We start from the raw sequence: 16871 nt of genomic DNA, 5'->3' as shown, positions 1-16871 counted from the left end.
TGACGTTATTCATCTTCCAAGCCTAACATGGCAACGAGCCGCTCGGGGGGTACAAATCCAGGCACCATTTGCCCATCGGGCAGGATAATAGCTGGCGTGCCTTGCACCCCTAGCGCTTGCCCCAAGGCGTACTGATCTGCCACCGGGTTATCGCAGCTGGCTTCTGCGGCAATCGTCTGGCCCTCTTTAGCCTGATTCATCGCTTCACTGCGGTTATCAGAGCACCAGACTTGCTGGAGGGTGTTAGCGGCGCCACTGCCCATACCAGCTCGTGGAAAAGCGAGATAGTGTACCGCAATCCCACGTTCGTTGAGCTCGGGCACGGTCTCATGGAGGCGCTCGCAATAGGGGCAGGTGGGGTCGGTAAACACCACCACCGTGGCCTTGGGCTCCTCGACGCCCCTAAACACGACGCGCTCGCTCTCGGGAATCGCTGCCAGCGCCGCTGCTCGCTCTTGGTTGCGGGACTGCTCGGTCAGATTCACTAGTCCATTATCCGCATTTTGGTAGAGGTCCCCTACCAAAAAGTGGCTACCGTCGGCATTGGAGTAAAACGACTCACCGCTCTCCAGACGAACATGATAGATCCCTTCCATCGGCGTGGCGCTCACCTGCTCTACCGGCATCGGCTGGCCGTTCACCTGTAAATTTTCAGCCAAGCGCTCGGCAACATCATCGGCGTAGGCAAAAGCAGGCAGTAAACTGCCCGCCAGCACCAGCCAGGGGGCACAGGATTTCGCAGCTGAGGGCATACGTTGGCGCATTCTTTGATTAACCTCGTGGATGGTGGTCAGCATGCAGTTGCTCCAGGCGCGCCTGGGCAACGTGAGTATAAATTTGTGTGGTGGATAGGTCGCTATGACCTAACAGCAGCTGTACGACCCGTAAATTAGCCCCATGATTCAATAAATGAGTCGCGAATGCGTGGCGCAACGTGTGAGGCGACAGCGGCCGCGATATTCCTGCCGTGATGGCGTGGGCTTTAATACGGTGCCAAAATGTCTGCCGCGTCATTGAGTTATCGCCTCGCCCGGGGAACAGCGCTGGGCGCGTTGGGTCCTGCATCAACGCTGGCCGCGCCGTTTTTAAGTACTGCGCTAGCCACTCGGCGGCCTCCTCCCCCATGGGCACTAGGCGGTCTTTATCCCCTTTGCCGCGCACGCGCACCACCCCCTGGCGCAAGTTGACTGCATCGCCGGTCAGGCCAACAAGCTCAGACACCCGCAGCCCACAGGCGTAGAGCAGCTCCAGCATGGTGCGATCACGCACACCCAGCGGCGTGCCCACATCCGGGGCCAGCAGCAGGCGCTCGACCTCGTCTTCTTCCAACGTATCGGGCAGGCTGGGGCGCACTTTGGGGAGCGACACGTTGGCCAGCGGGTCGCTGTCTATATGTCCATAGAGCCGTGCCCAGCGATAAAAACTGCGTAGTGACGAAAGCATTCTGGCGTTGCTGCGCAGTTGGTAGCCTTGCTCGCGACGCTGCTCCATCCAAGTGCTAAAACGCGTTGGCGAGGCTGTGAGCAGCGTTTCATCATCGCGTTCAAGCTGCTGCTGCCAAGCGGCTAAATCGCGCCGATAGGCCGCTAGCGTATGGTCGCTGGCTCCCTGCTCTAACCACAGAGCATCCAGATAAGCATCAATCACGCTCATAGGCTAACGGTCTCCCTGCAAGGCGACAAACAAAAACCCCGCCCCGCAAAGCGGTGACGGGGTTTTCCGTATCCGAGCGCCGTGCGCCCGTGAAAAAAGTGGCGATTAAGCCAGTTTTTCCTTGATACGCGCCGACTTACCGCTGCGCTCACGCAGGTAGTACAGTTTGGCTTGACGAACGTCACCACGACGCTTGACTTCGATAGAGTCAACCAGCGGGCTGTAGGTCTGGAAGGTACGCTCAACGCCAACACCGTGGGAGATTTTGCGTACGGTGAAAGCGGAGTTCAGGCCGCGGTTACGCTTACCGATGACCACACCTTCAAACGCCTGCAGACGCTCACGAGTACCTTCTTTTACTTTAACCTGAACGACGATGGTGTCGCCCGGTGCAAAAGCAGGAATCTCTTTGCTCATTTGCTCGGCTTCGATCGCCTGGATCACCTTGTTCTTGCTGCTCATCTTCATACTCCTAAATAACGTAATGGCTTGCCACGCAGTCGTGGAAGGGGCAAACCGTGATCCCGGCGCTCGAAGCGAGCTACGCGGGAGTCGTTATGGGTGACGCAGGTACGTAAGCTTACTACCGTATCCGTCCTGCACCGCCGCTCTGCCTACTCCGCTTTACCCAACGTAGCGGACAGAGCGTGTTCCTCGATAAACTCGTCTAGCAGCACTTGCTGCTCGGCGTTAAGGGTTCGCCCTGCTAACAGATCAGGACGACGCTGCCAGGTACGCCCCAGCGACTGCTTTAACCGCCAGCGCTTGATGGCTGCATGATTTCCGCTTAGCAGCACCTCAGGCACTCGGCGCCCGTCGATGACTTCAGGACGGGTATAGTGCGGGCAGTCTAACAAGCCGTCATTAAACGAGTCTTCGATAGCGGAATCCTGGTGGCCCAGCACGCCGGGTACCAGCCTTGCCGCTGCGTCGATCAGCACCATCGCGGGCAACTCGCCGCCGCTCAGCACATAGTCGCCAATCGACCACTCTTCATCGATGTCACTCTCCACCACGCGCTCATCAATGCCTTCATAGCGCCCGGCAACCACTACAAGAGGGCCTGCCGAGGCGAGCACTTGAACGCCCTGCTGATCTAACCGGCGCCCTTGGGGCGATAGGTAGATCACCGTCGGCGTGAGACCGGTTGCCTGCTCGGCACGTTGGCGAGCATCAAAGATAGCCGCCCGGAGGGTGTCTACCTTCATTAGCATACCGGGGCCGCCGCCATAGGGGCGATCGTCCACGCTGCGGTGGCGGTCGGTGGCATAATCACGCGGATTCCAGAACTCAAGGGCAATGCGCTGCTTCTCTACCGCTCGACCGATCACACCTTGCTGGGTTATCGCATCGAACATGTCGGGAAACAGCGATACCACGCCAATCCACATCGCCGGTACGTCTGTCGCGCCCTCTTCGAGCACCGCTGGATCGTCCGCTGACCGTTCGTTCAAAGCGTCTTGGCTCATCAGAACTCAGGATCCCAGTCGACCACCATACGGCCATCTTCCAGGTCGATCTCAACGATCACATCATCAGGCAAAAAGGGTAACAGCCGCTCGCGCTTGTCGATTGCGTCGTTATCACCGCGTACCACCATGACATCGTTCGCGCCGGTCTCGAACAGGTAGCTGACCTGCCCTAACCGTTCGCCTGACCGAGTGAAGACAGTAAGGCCCTCAAGCTCATGCCAGTAATACTCATCGTCGGAAAGCTCGGGCAGTGACTCTTTCGGCATCAGGATATCCGCTTGCGCCAGCGCTTCGGCTGCCGTTCGGTCATCCACACCTTTTAACTGCACCACCAACCCTTTACCTTGCCGACTCCCCTGAACCACGGTCATACGCGTGAGGGTTTCCCCTTGGCGCACCCACCACTCAGGGTACTCTAGAATGCTGTCCATGGGGTTGGTATAGGAGTACACCTTCAGCCAACCTTTAATCCCGTGAGGGCTAGTTAGCTTACCAAGCACCACATGTGTGTCGTCAGTATGGCTAGTGTTAAAACGCGTCATTGACGACCACTCCAGCTACAACAGCATCTATTGCTATGACTTGCGACGGGCAACAGGCTTAGGCCTGCTTGCGCGCTTCTTTAACCAGCTCAGCAACACGACCAGACAGCTGGGCGCCTTGGCTCTGCCAGTGAGTAACGCGATCCAGATCAACACGCAGACGCTCTTCTTGACCACGGGCAACCGGATTGAAGAAGCCGATACGCTCGATGAAACGGCCATCACGGGCGTTGCGAGAATCGGTAACAGTCAGGTGATAAAAGGGACGCTTTTTGGCGCCACCACGTGCCAAACGAATGGTAACCATACGATAACTATCCTTCGGTTGAGGTTACGAGAGTGGGGCATAGCGCAAACCGCTATCAGAACACTCGTCATACTGTTTTCTTGGCGCACCACCTGCTTATATAAGCCAAGGCGACACACCATCAGGACCTTCATTGGCAAGTATTGGGGCCGTGCTAACGCACATTTTGCCAACACCCACGCATGAAGAGGCCGCATTCTACGCAAATGCGCTCGGCTTGGAAAGCCTGACAGCCAGAAAACTCACAGGTCGTCAACCTTACCAAGCGCATCAGAACGCGACGACAGGTACCATTTAGCGCCAGGGTAAGCCGCCAGGACCACCCATGCCGCCCATACCACCGGGGCCACCCGGGCCGCCGCCGCCACCCATCATGCCCGACATACCGCGCATCATTTTCTGCATGCCACCTTTCTTGCCCGCTTTCTTCATCATCTTCTGCATCTGCTTGTGCTGCTTTAGCAGGCGGTTCAAGTCAGGCACCTGCAGGCCCGCCCCCGCTGCTATGCGGCGTTTGCGCGAACCGTTAATGATGTCGGGCTTGCGGCGCTCTTTGGGCGTCATGGAGTTGATCAGCGCTTCTAGCTTGCCTAGCTCCTTCTCAGGGCCGGGGCCTTGCGCCAGTTCGGCCATTTGGCCCATGCCCGGCAGTTTGCCGAGCAGGCCGCCCATGCCGCCCATTTTCTTGAGCTGCTGAAGCTGGTCACGGAAGTCCTCAAGATCAAAGCCATCGCCCTTCTTCACCTTACTGGCAAGCTTGGCGGCCTTGTCTTTATCCACCGTGCGCTCGGCTTCTTCGATCAGCGACAGCATGTCGCCCATACCAAGAATTCGAGACGCGACCCGGTCGGGGTGGAAAGGCTCTAGCGCATCGACCTTTTCACCAACCCCCATAAACTTGATCGGCTTACCCGTGACATGACGGACAGACAGTGCAGCACCACCCCTTGCATCACCATCAGCCTTGGTCAGGATCACACCGGTCAAGGGCAGCGCTTCATTGAACGCCTTGGCGGTATTTACCGCATCCTGGCCAGTCATGGCATCGACAACAAACAGCGTTTCTTGGGGAGAAACCGCCTTATGCAGTGCCTGAATTTCCGCCATCATCGTTTCATCGATGGCAAGGCGGCCTGCAGTATCGACTAGCACTACGTCGTGGAACTGAATTTTAGCGTGCTTGATGGCCGCGTTGGCGATGTCGACCGGCTTCTGATCAGAGCGGGAGGGAAAGAAGTCGACCTGAACCTCTTTCGCCAGGGTTTCAAGCTGGTCGATGGCCGCCGGACGGTAGACGTCTGCCGAGACCACCAGCACTTTTTTCTTTTCGCGCTCGCGCAGGTAGCGGGCCAGCTTGGCGACGGAGGTGGTTTTACCCGCCCCCTGCAAACCGGCCATCAGCACGACAGCGGGAGAGCCTTTTAGGCCAAGGCCTTCATTGGCCTCGCCCATAATCGCTTCCAGCTCTTGCTGGACGATTTTGACGAACTGCTGGCCCGGCGAGAGGCTTTTCGACACCTCTTGGCCGACCGCACGCTCGCGCACCCGCTCAATAAAGGCTTTAACTACCGGTAGCGCTACGTCTGCCTCAAGCAGCGCTTTGCGTACTTCACGTAGGGTATCTTTGATATTGTCGTCGGTTAGCCGTGCTTGGCCTTTGATCGACTTCAGCGTCTGGGAAAGACGCTCGCTCAGATTCTGAAACATGGGGCCTCTGCCTCCGTCGCTGTCGCCGGGCGTATTCACCGGACGAATGTGGCCGAGATTATACGCGCTCGCGGCCTGAGTCTCCATGGGCGTCAGCGTTGGCGCTCGATGGCTGTGCGACGCCGCCTTGATTGGTTATAGTAGGCGGGCCGATCTAGATGACCGGAAAATACATTGAGGCGTCCTGACTGGGAGGTATTGCCACTCGGATACAGGCGCTGTTCTGACCCTATTCTTCTCAACAACGCGCTGCAAGGCGCATGGATAGCATCATGCAGGCGCTCCCGTTCGCCACGATCGCTTTTATACTCTATGTCGCCGCTGCCATTTGGCAGGGCATGACGCTGTTTCGCCGGGTGCCTCCCCGCCAGGGCATGGTACGTCTGCTAGGCGCGCTGGGCCTACTGTTGCATATTCCCGTGGTCGTGCAGTTGGTGGGGGAATCACCGGGGCTGCTGCCCGGCTTTACCACCAGTGCCACGTTATTGATGGCGGTGGCGGTGAATGTGGTGCTGGTGGCCAGCCTATTCAAGCCAGTGCTTAATGCGGGCATCGCGCTGTTTCCACTTGCTGGCATTGCCCTGATTGTGGCCACTTGGCTGCCTAGCCAGGGCAGCCATAGCGGCTTAACACCGGGTATTTTGCTGCATGCCGTGAGCTCTGCTCTGGCGTTTGCCGTGCTCGCCATTGCCGCCGTGCAAGCGGTGCTGGTGGGATTGCAAAACCAGGCGCTGCGTCACCACCATATTCGCGGAATCGTTCAGTCGCTGCCACCGCTGACCACCATGGAGCGGGTGCTGTTTGAACTGGTCTGGGCAGGCATTGTGCTGCTGACACTCTCAATTATCAGCGGCTTAATCTTCCTCGATAACCTGTTTGCTCAGCACTTGGTTCATAAAACTGTTCTCTCACTGGGCGCCTGGATCATTTTCACCACGCTACTGGTGGGCCGCTACCGTTTTGGCTGGCGCGGCATGCGTGCCGTGCGCTGGACCCTCGGTGGCTGTGCCCTTCTGCTGCTGGCCTACTTTGGTAGTAAATTCGTGCTGGAAATTCTGCTTAACCGCTAAGCCTGCGGGCTTAGTGGTGATCGCGTTAGTAAACGCGCGCTTGACACGCCACTGCCATGCTTCTAAAAATCGAGCTTAATACGCCATAAAGGAACTTTCGACTTGAGCGACGACTTCCCTCTGGGGTTACTGTTCGGCCTGCTAGCCTTACTCATCCTGCTGTCTGCCTTCTTCTCTAGTTCTGAAACGGGCATGATGTCGATCAACCGCTATCGACTTAGCCACCAAGCCAACAGCGGCGACCGTAGCGCCAAGCGCGTGATGCGCTTGCTCACCCGCCCTGATCGACTCATTGGCGTTATTCTGATTGGCAATAACTTCGTCAATAACTTGGCAGCCTCCATTGCCACGATTATTGCCATCCACTTTTTTGGCGATGTGTCCGGCCCGGCTATTTCCACCGCGTTGCTCACCATCACTATTCTGATTTTCGCGGAAGTTACACCCAAAACCTACGCGGCCATCAAGCCTGAGCGCATTGCTTACCCCACCTCCTACGCCCTGGAGCCGCTGCTAAAGCTACTCTACCCCTTGGTATGGCTGGTCAATGTGATGTCGAACGGTCTGCTAAGGCTGATTGGCGTGAAAAGCGTGGATAACGGCGGCGATAGCCTGACCCGTGATGAGCTGCGCACCGTGGTACATGAAGCGGGTACGCTGATTCCCTATCGCCACCGCGCCATGCTGCTGTCGATTCTGGATCTTGAGAACGTGACGGTGAACGACATCATGGTGCCCCGCCATGAAGTATTGGGCATCGACCTGGACGACTCGCTGGAAGATATTCTGACCCAGATCCGCACCAGCCAGCACACACGCCTGCCGGTCTATAAGGGCGATATCAACAACATTATTGGCATGCTGCACCTGCGCAACGCGGCGCGCTTTTTATCCCGCAGCGAAGTCACTAAAGCGGCGATTGTTCAAGAGGCACGCGAGCCCTACTTCATTCCCGAATCCACACCGCTGCATACCCAGCTGCTGAATTTTCAAAAGCAGAAGCGGCGGATCGGCATCGTGGTGGATGAGTACGGCGATGTAGAGGGGCTGGTGACACTTGAGGATATTCTCGAAGAGATCGTCGGCGAGTTCACCACCGACGTTTCCGAAGATGACGAGATTCACCAGCAGGATGATGGTAGCCATGTCATTGAAGGCACGGCTAACATTCGTGAGATCAATAAGATGCTGGGGTGGCAACTGCCGACCGACGGCCCAAAGACGTTAAACGGGTTAATTCTTGAGCACTTAGAAGCTTTCCCAGAAGGCCCAGCCTGCCTGCAGATCGGCAACACGCGGATGGAGATTCTGGAAATTCGCGATAACCTGATCACCTCAGCGCGCTGCTGGCAAAAGCTGCGCTTGCCCCGCCGCTAATCCTGCTGTCGCGACTGGCAACGGGCGATCTCGCTATCGCCCGCGGCCTTCAATGCCCTAACCCGCTGCTCCAAGAAGCGCCTTAACGCCACACCCTCGACTTCATGCACTAAAATGGGCGGACCAAAGTGCAGGCTCACTGGCGCTCTAAACCGCGAAGGCCACTTCTTTAGTGCTTTGCCGCCGTAGTGGGAGGTCCACGACCCCCAGAGCCCCGCCAAGCCTGCCGGAATTACTGGCACGTTGTCTCGGGCGAGAATGGTTTCGAGCCCACGGCGAAAGGTATGAATGTCGCCATCTGGGGTTAAGCGCCCTTCCGGAAACACCATCACGACATCGCCCTCACGCAGCGCCTTGCTCACTTCATCCAGGGTGCGCCGCAGCGCTCCCGGGCTATGGCGTTCCGATTCGACCGGAATCGCTCCGACCAGTTGAAACCACCACTTCAGCCAGCGGGATTCGAAGATGGGCTGATCCATCACAAACCGTAGCGACCTAGGGCTTCCACCGCCCAGCACCAACGCGTCCATAAAGCTAACGTGGTTACAGACGACCAACGCAGCGCCCCGTTTGGGTACGTGCCCTTGGCCATGCACCGACAGCCGGTAGCAAACGCGCATGGCCACGTAGATCACGCGGCGCAGCAAGCAGCGGGTGGTTTTGATTCCCCATGTCACGTCACCGCCTCCCGGTGTCGCAACCCGGCCAGCACGGTGCTCATGAGTTGATCCAATAGTTCATCGACTTTGAGTTGCTGCCCTTGCCAGTAGCCTAGCCGCTCGTTCAAGCCAAGCTGCACCAAGCCGTGAACGCTGCCCCACAAGGTACGGCCAAGGCAGCGTGCTTCCAGGTCATCCAGCGCAGGTTGATACTGCTTTAACGATGTCTCCACCTGGGTAAACAGGGCTTCAATCAGGTCGCTCTGGCGCTGGCCCAACTCCCCTTCCTGGGCGAGCGGGTAGTCAAACAGCAGCTGCCAGCGGTAGCAGTCTTGCTCCGCAAACCGCCAATAGGCATCCGCTAAGGCGCGCAACCACGGCTCGGGGTCGTCTTCGGCCAGGCTGGTAATGGTATGCTGCAAACGCGCGAGGGTTTCGACGTTGACATGCTGCAATAAATTATTAAAGCTGCCGTATAGTTTTAGCAGCGTACTGGGCGCACAGCCCACCTCTCTGGCCAGGGCACGTAGTGATAAACCATGGACTGGCTGCTTAGCCAACCACTCATCACAAGCGTGCATGACCTGCGCATGGAGGGCATCGGGCGCATGCTGTCTAGGACGGGCCATGGCGATCTCTTCAGGTCAACGGCAAACAGGGAAGAAGCCTCATCGCGCTTTAGCGTGAGCAAGGTATACGATAGGATACCTTACATCGAACACTGTTTTCGACACTAAAACGCGACATTTAACGTATTGCTACTCCCCCTCGCCATTTTGTACCAGCGCCGCAGGCATCGCGCATTAAGGAGATCGGCATGACGGGACGCCTACACGTACAGCGCCTATCGCTCGCCCGCCTTGCGCCAGACCTGAAGAGCACCGAGCCACTCATTGAGTCGCCCAATCTAGCCCCGCGTCAACCTGTGTCGGCCTTCCGCCTTGAGCAGGGGCGCTTAACACACACGCCACTGTTTTGGGGGCTGACGCCGCCGTGGCTCAAAGTGCTCGACCACGCCCCCCACTGCGCGCGGGCGGAAACACTGAGCAAGCGGGCCATGTTTCACGAGGCCTTTAGCGCCCGGCGCTGCGTAATTCCGGTCAGCGGCTTTTACGTCTGGAAGCCCCAGGCCCGCAGCAAACAGCCGTTTCTGGTCACCCAGGTGAATCGCGCGCCGCTGCTGCTAGGCGCGCTATGGTGCCGTTATCACACCACGTTAACTACGTTTGCCGACTCAACGGCGCTGATCAGTGTGCCCGCCAACGCTTGCTTATCGTCGCTCACCGACCGTCTACCGGTGATCATTCCACCGGAAGCGCTGACACAATGGTTAGACCCCAGCACTGATTTATCGTCGCTAACACCACTATTGATACCGGCACCGCTGGAACTGTTGGGCGCTTTTCCGGTATCAAAGCATGTTAATAACCCTGCCTACCAGTCACCCTCTTGCGCACACCCCACAGGGCCGATGCTGCGCTGGACCGTGTCACAGGAGCCGTAATGTTACGACCTACTTACGCTATTCCGCCCCGCCTCAAGGCGCGGCGTGCCGTTCTCGGCCTGACCATCAGCCTGCTCTGGATAGCCGCCCCCAGCGCATGGGCGGAAGAGAGCCCGGTGGCAGATGTGACCATCCCCAAGGTGAGCCCGTTTGATGACCGCGACTACCGCGTTTTAACGCTCGAAAACGGCCTGCAGGCGCTATTAGTGAGCGACCCGGAGGCTGATAAAGCCGCCGCCTCCATGAACGTGCGGGTCGGCAGCGCCCAGGACCCAGACGACCTGCAGGGGCTGGCGCACTTTTTGGAACATATGCTGTTCTTGGGCACCGAACCCTACCCGCAATCGGATGCCTACCAGCAATATATTTCCGACAACGCAGGCTCTCATAACGCCTTCACGGCCCAGCAGGACACCAACTACTTTTTCGATATTGAGCCTTCAGCACTGCCCGGCGCACTAGACCGCTTTAGCGAGTTTTTCCTCTCTCCGCTGTTTAATGCTGACCACTTGGAGAGCGAGCGCAATATCGTTCACTCCGAGTACATGGCGCGTATTCGCGATGAATCACGCCGCGAGAACGATGTGCTAAACCAGTTACTCAACCCTGACAATCCCACTACAGGGTTTGCGGTGGGCAGCCGAGACACGCTAGCCGACCCAGAAGGCGAGGCAACGCTGCGCGAGCGAGTGATCGACTTCTACCACCGCTACTACGATGCCAACGTGATGAACTTGGCGGTGGTAGCCCCCCAACCGCTGGACGAGCTGGAAGCCCTAGTGGTGGAGCGGTTTGCCGATATTCCCGATCATGATTTGAGCGCCCCCACCATTGATGCACCGCTGATCGACCCCGACACGCTGCCGCGCTACGTAGAGCGACAATCGCTGCAGGATCGTCGCCAACTGCGTTTCTATTTCCCGATTCCCGACCCTACCGACGAGTATCGCACCAAGCCAACTCAGCTCATCGCGCATTTACTGGGCGATGAGGGCGACGGCAGCCTACTGGCCGTGCTGCGCGAGGCAGGCTTGGCCGACGGGCTCTCAGCGGGTGTGGGCCGCGGTGATGGCAATGAAGCACTATTTACCGTCTCCATTAGCCTGACGCCCGCAGGTGCCGAACGCCTTGACGACATCGAAGCCACGCTGTTTGCCGCGATCGAGCAGATTCGCGCCGACGGGCTGGCCGAATGGCGCTATGACGAGCAAAAAAGCCTGAGCGAGCAGGCGTTTCGCTTTCAGCAGCACGGCGCTCCTCAGCAAGAGGCCACCCGCCTAGCCATGAGCCTCTCCCGCTACCCGGTCGAGGACGTGCAGTACGCCGCGTACCGGATGGACGGCATGGACAGTGAGCGCCAGCAGCGTTACTTGGACGCGCTGACTCAGGACAACATGCTACGTTTTTACTCTGCCCCGGATGTCGAAAGCGACACCATATCGCCGTGGTTTAACACCCAGTGGAAAGAGCAGCCGCCGACCGCCATCGGTCAGGCGCTGAGCGGCTTAGCCTTGCCAGAACCTAACCCCTTTATTGCCAGCGACCTCACCCTTCAGGGGGGCCAGGATGAGCAGCCTACTGCCTTGATTGAGACGCCTACGTTTACCGCTTGGCACATGCAGGACAGCCGTTTTAATACGCCCAGCGTCGAGTGGCGGGTGAGCTTGCAGCACCCCAGCGCCAGCTACTCGGCGGAAGAAGCGGTACTCACGCGCTTGCTGGCAGGCTGGCTGAACGACAGCCTTAATGAGTCGCTCTACCCCGCTTGGATCGCTGGGCAGTCATTTAGTGCTTACGCCCACGCGCGCGGTATGACGCTGTCGTTTTCCGGCTGGCGCGATGGCCAAACTCCGCTGATCGAGCAAGCCCTTGAACAGCTTCAGCAGGCGGATATCTCTACCGGTGCGTTTGAGCGGGTGCGCTATCAGCTACAGCGGGAGTGGCGTAACGCCCCTCAAGCATCGCTCACCGGCCAGGCAAGCCGCGCACTAGGTGAAGCACTACTGACGCCGCAGTGGTCCACTGCTGAACTACTGGAAGCGAGCCAGCGGCTAGAGAAGCGCCATTTGGAGAATTTCCGTCGGCGCTTCTTGGATGATTTGTACATCGACGCCATGGCGGTGGGCAACCTGAACGCCGAGCAGGCGCAGGAACAGGCTAACCTGATTCGCGGTGCGCTTACGCCACGTTTGACACGCGACGACATTCCTCCGCTGACACCGCTAGAAGTCAGTAGTGAGTCGGAAATACTGCATCCTCACAGCACTCGCGAAGAGTCGCTGGTGCTACGCTATCTGCAGGGGCGCGATACCAGCGTTGAGGAGCAGGCGCGCTTGAGCGTGCTAGCCCAGTGGCTAGACACGCCGTTCTACCAGCAGTTACGCACTGAAGAGCAACTAGGTTATATCGTCAATGCGGGCTATTCACCGATGCTGGAAGCCCCGGGCATTAGTCTGATCGTACAGTCGCCGGATGTGGATAGCAGCACCATTGCCGAGCGCATGGATGCTTTTATGGAAGCCGCAGAAGCGCGTCTTAACACACTAAGCAATGGCGAACTGGCTGCCCACCGTCAAGCGGTTCACGACCGCCTGAACCAACGGGACACTAGCCTGCCAAGCATGACCAACCGCTATTGGCAGGCCACCGCGCTCGATGAGGTGCGCTTTGACCGCCGCGAGCAGTTAGCAGCCCTTGCTTTGGACGTAAGCGTTGAGGAGCTCCAATCGCTATGGCCAGAACTTCTATCACGCCAGCTGGATATTCGCTTCAATCCCGGCGACTCGCCCAGCGACATCGCGACCTACCGTGAAGCGCGCACGCCGTTCGACGCGCGCTAACCCCACCGCCAGCTCAGGCATCAAATGCCTGGGCTGGCATCATGGCCTCAACAAACATCACCAACTCTTCGAGTATCTGGCGCTCTCGGTCTGTTAGCGCTTGCTGATTATAACGCTCGATTTCCCGGGCAAATGCTTTAAGCGTAAAACCCGATAGCGCGGGATCGTTCATGCGCATCCAGCGAAACGCCTCCCACTGCTCGCGCTCCTCGCCCTCTAAGGTGTCGGGGTAGCTGCGGGCGCGAAAGCGAAACAGCATCTCTTCCAGGCGTGGGTCTTGAAAGGCGAAGCGCTGCCCCACTAAGTCCCAGGGGTCCATGGCCAGCACTCGCTCCATCTGCTGACGGTCAGCGGCAGAGAAAAAACTGCCGGAGTAGAGCATTAAGTCAGGGTCTTGAGGCGACTCTTCGTAGCCGCCACTGAACACCTCGGCCACCTTCTGCGCTACACCGCTAGCCTCACGTAGGGTTTTCCAGTGCCCTCGGCAGGCGGCAATATCGATGCCTAGACGCGCGACAATCGCGCCGTACTCACCTTTCTGCTCGCCCTCAACATCTTTCAACACCTTGGCTGGAAAGATTACCGGGCAGCGGTTGATATGAATGACTTTGAGCGGAATGCGCGCTTCCCCTTCAGAAAGATCCTGCTGGCTGACAAATACCCGTTCACGAATCTGCTCGGCGCTGAGCGACAGTAAATCGCCGGGGTCGACGCTTAAATCGTAAACGATCACCCCGTTGGGGTTCGTGGGGTGCTCCGCCAGCGGCATCACCAGCGCGCTACAGCCTCGGCTGGCAGGATAGCGGCGGGAAATATGCAGCAGCGGCTTGGCACTGGGCAGGTCCAGCTGCTTGGCCACCGCGCGCTTGCCGCGCAGGCCAAGCAGGTAATCGAACAGTTTAGGGTTACGCGCTTTCAACAGCCGCGCCAGCGCGATGGTGGCGCGCACATCTGCCACCGCGTCGTGGGCGCCCTCATGGGCAATGCCATTCGCAGCGGTGAGGTGCTCCAGTTTAAAGCTGGGAGCGCCATCTTCCCGCAGCGGCCACTCAATACCCTCTGGGCGCAGCGCATAGAACGCCCGCACCACGTCGATTAAATCCCATCGGGAGTTGCCGTTTTGCCACTCGCGGGCATAGGGATCAAGCAGGTTGCGATAAAACAGATGGCGGGAGACTTCATCATCAAAACGCAGGCTGTTGTAGCCTGCCACGCAGGTGCCGGGCTCGCTCATGGCGCTCTGCACCTGACGGGCGAACTCGGCTTCGGGAAGCCCACGACGCTGCGCTTTTTGAGGCGTGATGCCGGTAATCAGGCAAGCGGCGGGGTGCGGCAAATAATCATCGGCGGGCTTACAGTACAGCTCGATAGGGTCGCCGATTTCGTTGAGGTCGGCATCGGTGCGTAATGCAGCAAACTGAGCGGGCCGATCGCGACGCGGATCGGCACCAAAGGTCTCATAATCGTGCCAGAGAAAACTGGCAGGGGCGGCATTCGGTGGCGCCATGGATGCAAACTCCCTTGAGCGTGACAGCCCACCCATGCGCCGAGGCATCATTCGCTGGATGGGAACAAAAGCCCAAGCCTAGCACACCCGCGACGCTTCCCGCCGCCCCTCTAAGCGCTCCTTAACGTTTAGCTTTTAGGCAGCGTGACGTTAAGCTCAAGCACCGAACAGTTATCTTCGCTATCCAGCGAAATTTGAATGGCGTCGTCATCCACATGCACATAACGACGGATCACTTCGAGCAGTTCGCGCTCAAGCAGCGGCATGTAGTCAGGCTGACCACGTTGGCTACGCTGATGCGCCACGATGATTTGTAATCGTTCTTTGGCCACCGAGGCGGATTTCTTGCGCTCACGCTTCAAGAACTCCAACAGTTTCATCGACGACTACCCCCAAACATCCTGCTCAGTAGACTTTTACGCTGCATTTCATGGAAGCGCAGCGGCATCTCCTCACCTAGCAGGCGCGAAACGGTATCAGTGTAGGCTTGGCCCGCGTCACTTGAAGCATCGTGAGTGACCGGAACACCCTGGTTAGACGCACGCAACACCGCTTCTGATTCGGGGATCAGGCCGAGCAGATCAATTGCGAGAATCTCACGGATATCGTCCAGGGTCAGCATATCGCCTGACGTCACGCGGGCTGGGTTATAGCGGGTAATCAGCAGGTGCTCTTTCACCGGATCTAAGCTCTGCTCAGCACGCTGGGTTTTCGAGCCTAGCAGCCCCAGAATACGATCAGAGTCACGCACGGAAGAGACTTCCGGGTTAGTCACGACAATCGCCTCGTCGGCGTAGTACATAGCCAGCTGCGCGCCACGCTCAATCCCCGCGGGCGAATCGCATAAAATATAGTCAAAATCACCTTTAAGCTGTTCAAGAACTTTCTCGACGCCCTCTTGGGTTAAGGCGTCTTTATCCCGGGTTTGCGAGGCGGGGAGAATAAACAGATTTTCGACACGCTTATCACGGATCAGCGCCTGGTTTAGCCCGGCCTCTCCTTGAATCACGTTGACGAGGTCGTACACCACCCGGCGTTCGCAGCCCATAATCAAATCTAGGTTGCGCAGGCCTACGTCGAAATCAATGACGACCGTCTTTTTGCCACGTAGCGCAAGCCCCGTCGAAATCGCTGCGGCGCTAGTGGTTTTACCGACCCCCCCTTTACCTGAGGTCACAACAATAATTTTGGCCAAGAGTCACTTCCTTCTTGAAGTCGTTCATTGCGAGCACGATTACGTTGCGCTACGCGCATAACGGGAACATCAATGTCATCAAAACAGCACACTGTAACGGATAGCGGCCGTGGCGTCGCTAGGCATGAAGCATTAACCGCCTCTCAGCCAAGCGGCTTACCCCAACGGCTTAATTTCCAGCTGCTCTTTTATGAAATGGACTTCTGCAGCGCGCCCTAAAAGCTGCGAGTCGATATCTTCCAGCCGCTTATAGTTACCCGCTACAGATAAAAGCTCTGCTTCCAGTTCGCGGCAGTAAATGCCCGCCTGGGTATTGCCATGAATACCCGCCAGCGCGCGCCCGCGCAGGGCACCATAAACATGAATACTGCCAGCGGCGAGCACTTCAGCACCGGCATTAACCGCACCGATTACAATCAGGTCACTACCTGCAGCGCTGACCTGCTGGCCGGAACGCACTGTCCCCCGGTAAAGCCGAGTGGTTACGGAAACGGCAGTAGCGGGTTTAATGTCATCATCTTCTGGCTCGTTCAACGGAGCGACAGTTTCCAACGCTCGTGCGCGCCCCTCTTCAACTGGCGCGAACCAGCCAAGCCCCAGCGCCCATGCCGATTGGCGAATCGGCTCAGCACCACCACGTACGGCCACGGGTAACAGCTTGTGGTCGCGGCATACGGCGCAAATCCGCTCTAACGCAAGGTGGGGCTCATCGAGTTTTTCCACGCTAAGCACAACGGGTGTATGCTGAAAGAAAGCGGGAGATTGCGACAGTTTGCCAGCAAGCTGCCGCCGGATACGCTCCGGGTCAGCGCTCGTTAACTCCATGACGGTCATCGGCAGCATGCCGCCCTTGAAGGTAAAGGCTACGTCGGCGCTGTTGGCGTTGAGGCTCATGGCCGAACTCCATGTCATGTTCAGGTAAGATAAGGGTAGCGCAATCTCGCGCTTTGCGTTGTGAATCGCTGGAAAACCCACAGCGCTACGACAAAGCTAAGCGACAGCGACGAGGACTGCAACCGCCTGCTCATCGATGTCTTA

At 58.1% G+C, this 16871-nt stretch carries 17 protein-coding genes; 4 read left to right on the top strand and 13 right to left on the bottom strand.

Annotated elements, in window-relative coordinates; translation table 11 throughout:
* Positions 1-5: 5 nt before the first annotated feature.
* The 7 genes from BMY49_RS01995 to ffh form a co-directional block, all read right to left on the bottom strand.
* Positions 6-797 carry a DsbC family protein gene (locus tag BMY49_RS01995; protein ID WP_044629619.1) on the bottom strand — a complete coding sequence of 264 codons (792 nt, stop codon included), beginning with the start codon at positions 795-797 and terminating at the stop codon, positions 6-8.
* On the bottom strand, positions 772-1653 hold the full coding sequence (gene xerD / locus BMY49_RS01990) for a site-specific tyrosine recombinase XerD (RefSeq protein WP_089674639.1): 882 nt from the start codon (positions 1651-1653) through the stop codon (positions 772-774). The genes BMY49_RS01995 and xerD overlap by 26 nt, the downstream gene beginning before the upstream one ends.
* A gap of 105 nt (positions 1654-1758) precedes the next feature.
* On the bottom strand, positions 1759-2115 hold the full coding sequence (gene rplS / locus BMY49_RS01985) for a 50S ribosomal protein L19 (protein WP_054640811.1): 357 nt from the start codon (positions 2113-2115) through the stop codon (positions 1759-1761).
* Positions 2116-2267: 152 nt separating this feature from the next.
* Positions 2268-3044, bottom strand: a complete 777-nt coding sequence (gene trmD / locus BMY49_RS01980) for a tRNA (guanosine(37)-N1)-methyltransferase TrmD (protein ID WP_074211638.1) — start codon at positions 3042-3044, stop codon at positions 2268-2270.
* Positions 3045-3121: 77 nt separating this feature from the next.
* Positions 3122-3667 (bottom strand): ribosome maturation factor RimM, encoded by a 546-nt coding sequence (gene rimM, locus BMY49_RS01975; RefSeq protein ID WP_074211069.1) that lies wholly within the window; start codon positions 3665-3667, stop codon positions 3122-3124.
* Between the two features lie 58 nt (positions 3668-3725).
* Entirely contained in the window at positions 3726-3974 is a 249-nt protein-coding gene (gene rpsP / locus BMY49_RS01970; RefSeq protein ID WP_009098555.1) for a 30S ribosomal protein S16, read from the bottom strand.
* Between the two features lie 294 nt (positions 3975-4268).
* On the bottom strand, positions 4269-5681 hold the full coding sequence (gene ffh, locus BMY49_RS01965) for a signal recognition particle protein (protein WP_089674637.1): 1413 nt from the start codon (positions 5679-5681) through the stop codon (positions 4269-4271).
* Positions 5682-5953: 272 nt separating this feature from the next.
* Between ffh and BMY49_RS01960 the strand changes: the two genes are divergently transcribed.
* Entirely contained in the window at positions 5954-6751 is a 798-nt protein-coding gene (locus tag BMY49_RS01960; protein ID WP_062374909.1) for a cytochrome C assembly family protein, read from the top strand.
* A gap of 102 nt (positions 6752-6853) precedes the next feature.
* A complete protein-coding gene (locus BMY49_RS01955) occupies positions 6854-8128 on the top strand; it encodes an HlyC/CorC family transporter (protein ID WP_054644927.1) in 1275 nt (424 codons plus the stop codon).
* On the opposite strand, the gene BMY49_RS01950 is transcribed toward BMY49_RS01955, so the two are convergent.
* Both BMY49_RS01950 and BMY49_RS01945 read right to left on the bottom strand, forming a co-directional pair.
* A complete protein-coding gene (locus tag BMY49_RS01950; protein WP_089674635.1) occupies positions 8125-8805 on the bottom strand; it encodes a 1-acyl-sn-glycerol-3-phosphate acyltransferase in 681 nt (226 codons plus the stop codon). The two genes, BMY49_RS01955 and BMY49_RS01950, sit on opposite strands and share 4 nt — an antisense overlap.
* Positions 8802-9416: a TetR/AcrR family transcriptional regulator gene (locus tag BMY49_RS01945; protein WP_044629626.1), complete on the bottom strand. Its 615-nt coding sequence runs from the start codon at positions 9414-9416 to the stop codon at positions 8802-8804. Before BMY49_RS01945 ends, BMY49_RS01950 begins: the two co-directional genes overlap by 4 nt.
* A 188-nt stretch (positions 9417-9604) precedes the next feature.
* Between BMY49_RS01945 and BMY49_RS01940 the strand changes: the two genes are divergently transcribed.
* Positions 9605-10291: an SOS response-associated peptidase gene (locus BMY49_RS01940; protein WP_044629627.1), complete on the top strand. Its 687-nt coding sequence runs from the start codon at positions 9605-9607 to the stop codon at positions 10289-10291.
* Positions 10291-13131, top strand: coding sequence for an insulinase family protein (locus BMY49_RS01935; RefSeq protein ID WP_089674632.1), 2841 nt, complete (start codon positions 10291-10293; stop codon positions 13129-13131). The genes BMY49_RS01940 and BMY49_RS01935 overlap by 1 nt, the downstream gene beginning before the upstream one ends.
* A gap of 13 nt (positions 13132-13144) precedes the next feature.
* On the opposite strand, the gene sbcB is transcribed toward BMY49_RS01935, so the two are convergent.
* From sbcB to minC, 4 genes are all read right to left on the bottom strand, one after another.
* Positions 13145-14638, bottom strand: a complete 1494-nt coding sequence (gene sbcB / locus BMY49_RS01930) for an exodeoxyribonuclease I (RefSeq protein ID WP_089674631.1) — start codon at positions 14636-14638, stop codon at positions 13145-13147.
* A 128-nt stretch (positions 14639-14766) separates the two neighbouring features.
* Positions 14767-15018, bottom strand: a complete 252-nt coding sequence (minE, locus tag BMY49_RS01925; RefSeq protein WP_016915987.1) for a cell division topological specificity factor MinE — start codon at positions 15016-15018, stop codon at positions 14767-14769.
* Positions 15015-15833 (bottom strand): septum site-determining protein MinD, encoded by an 819-nt coding sequence (gene minD / locus BMY49_RS01920; RefSeq protein ID WP_062359492.1) that lies wholly within the window; start codon positions 15831-15833, stop codon positions 15015-15017. Before minD ends, minE begins: the two co-directional genes overlap by 4 nt.
* A 156-nt stretch (positions 15834-15989) precedes the next feature.
* Complete coding sequence (gene minC / locus BMY49_RS01915; protein WP_054640813.1) at positions 15990-16727, bottom strand: septum site-determining protein MinC; 738 nt, start codon at positions 16725-16727, stop codon at positions 15990-15992.
* Positions 16728-16871 lie beyond the last annotated feature (144 nt).

Origin of the sequence: Vreelandella aquamarina (assembly GCF_900110265.1) — a bacterium.
Classification (GTDB): domain Bacteria; phylum Pseudomonadota; class Gammaproteobacteria; order Pseudomonadales; family Halomonadaceae; genus Vreelandella; species Vreelandella aquamarina.
This window is presented reverse-complemented; position numbering and strand designations above follow the sequence as displayed.

Coding starts and splice junctions, on each gene's coding strand:
- BMY49_RS01995 (WP_044629619.1), bottom strand. CDS start 797: ATGCTGACCACCATCCACGAGGTTAATCAAAGAATGCGCCAACGTATG.
- xerD (WP_089674639.1), bottom strand. CDS start 1,653: ATGAGCGTGATTGATGCTTATCTGGATGCTCTGTGGTTAGAGCAGGGA.
- rplS (WP_054640811.1), bottom strand. CDS start 2,115: ATGAGCAGCAAGAACAAGGTGATCCAGGCGATCGAAGCCGAGCAAATG.
- trmD (WP_074211638.1), bottom strand. CDS start 3,044: ATGTGGATTGGCGTGGTATCGCTGTTTCCCGACATGTTCGATGCGATA.
- rimM (WP_074211069.1), bottom strand. CDS start 3,667: ATGACGCGTTTTAACACTAGCCATACTGACGACACACATGTGGTGCTT.
- rpsP (WP_009098555.1), bottom strand. CDS start 3,974: ATGGTTACCATTCGTTTGGCACGTGGTGGCGCCAAAAAGCGTCCCTTT.
- ffh (WP_089674637.1), bottom strand. CDS start 5,681: ATGTTTCAGAATCTGAGCGAGCGTCTTTCCCAGACGCTGAAGTCGATC.
- BMY49_RS01960 (WP_062374909.1), top strand. CDS start 5,954: ATGCAGGCGCTCCCGTTCGCCACGATCGCTTTTATACTCTATGTCGCC.
- BMY49_RS01945 (WP_044629626.1), bottom strand. CDS start 9,416: ATGGCCCGTCCTAGACAGCATGCGCCCGATGCCCTCCATGCGCAGGTC.
- BMY49_RS01940 (WP_044629627.1), top strand. CDS start 9,605: ATGACGGGACGCCTACACGTACAGCGCCTATCGCTCGCCCGCCTTGCG.
- BMY49_RS01935 (WP_089674632.1), top strand. CDS start 10,291: ATGTTACGACCTACTTACGCTATTCCGCCCCGCCTCAAGGCGCGGCGT.
- sbcB (WP_089674631.1), bottom strand. CDS start 14,638: ATGGCGCCACCGAATGCCGCCCCTGCCAGTTTTCTCTGGCACGATTAT.
- minE (WP_016915987.1), bottom strand. CDS start 15,018: ATGAAACTGTTGGAGTTCTTGAAGCGTGAGCGCAAGAAATCCGCCTCG.
- minC (WP_054640813.1), bottom strand. CDS start 16,727: ATGAGCCTCAACGCCAACAGCGCCGACGTAGCCTTTACCTTCAAGGGC.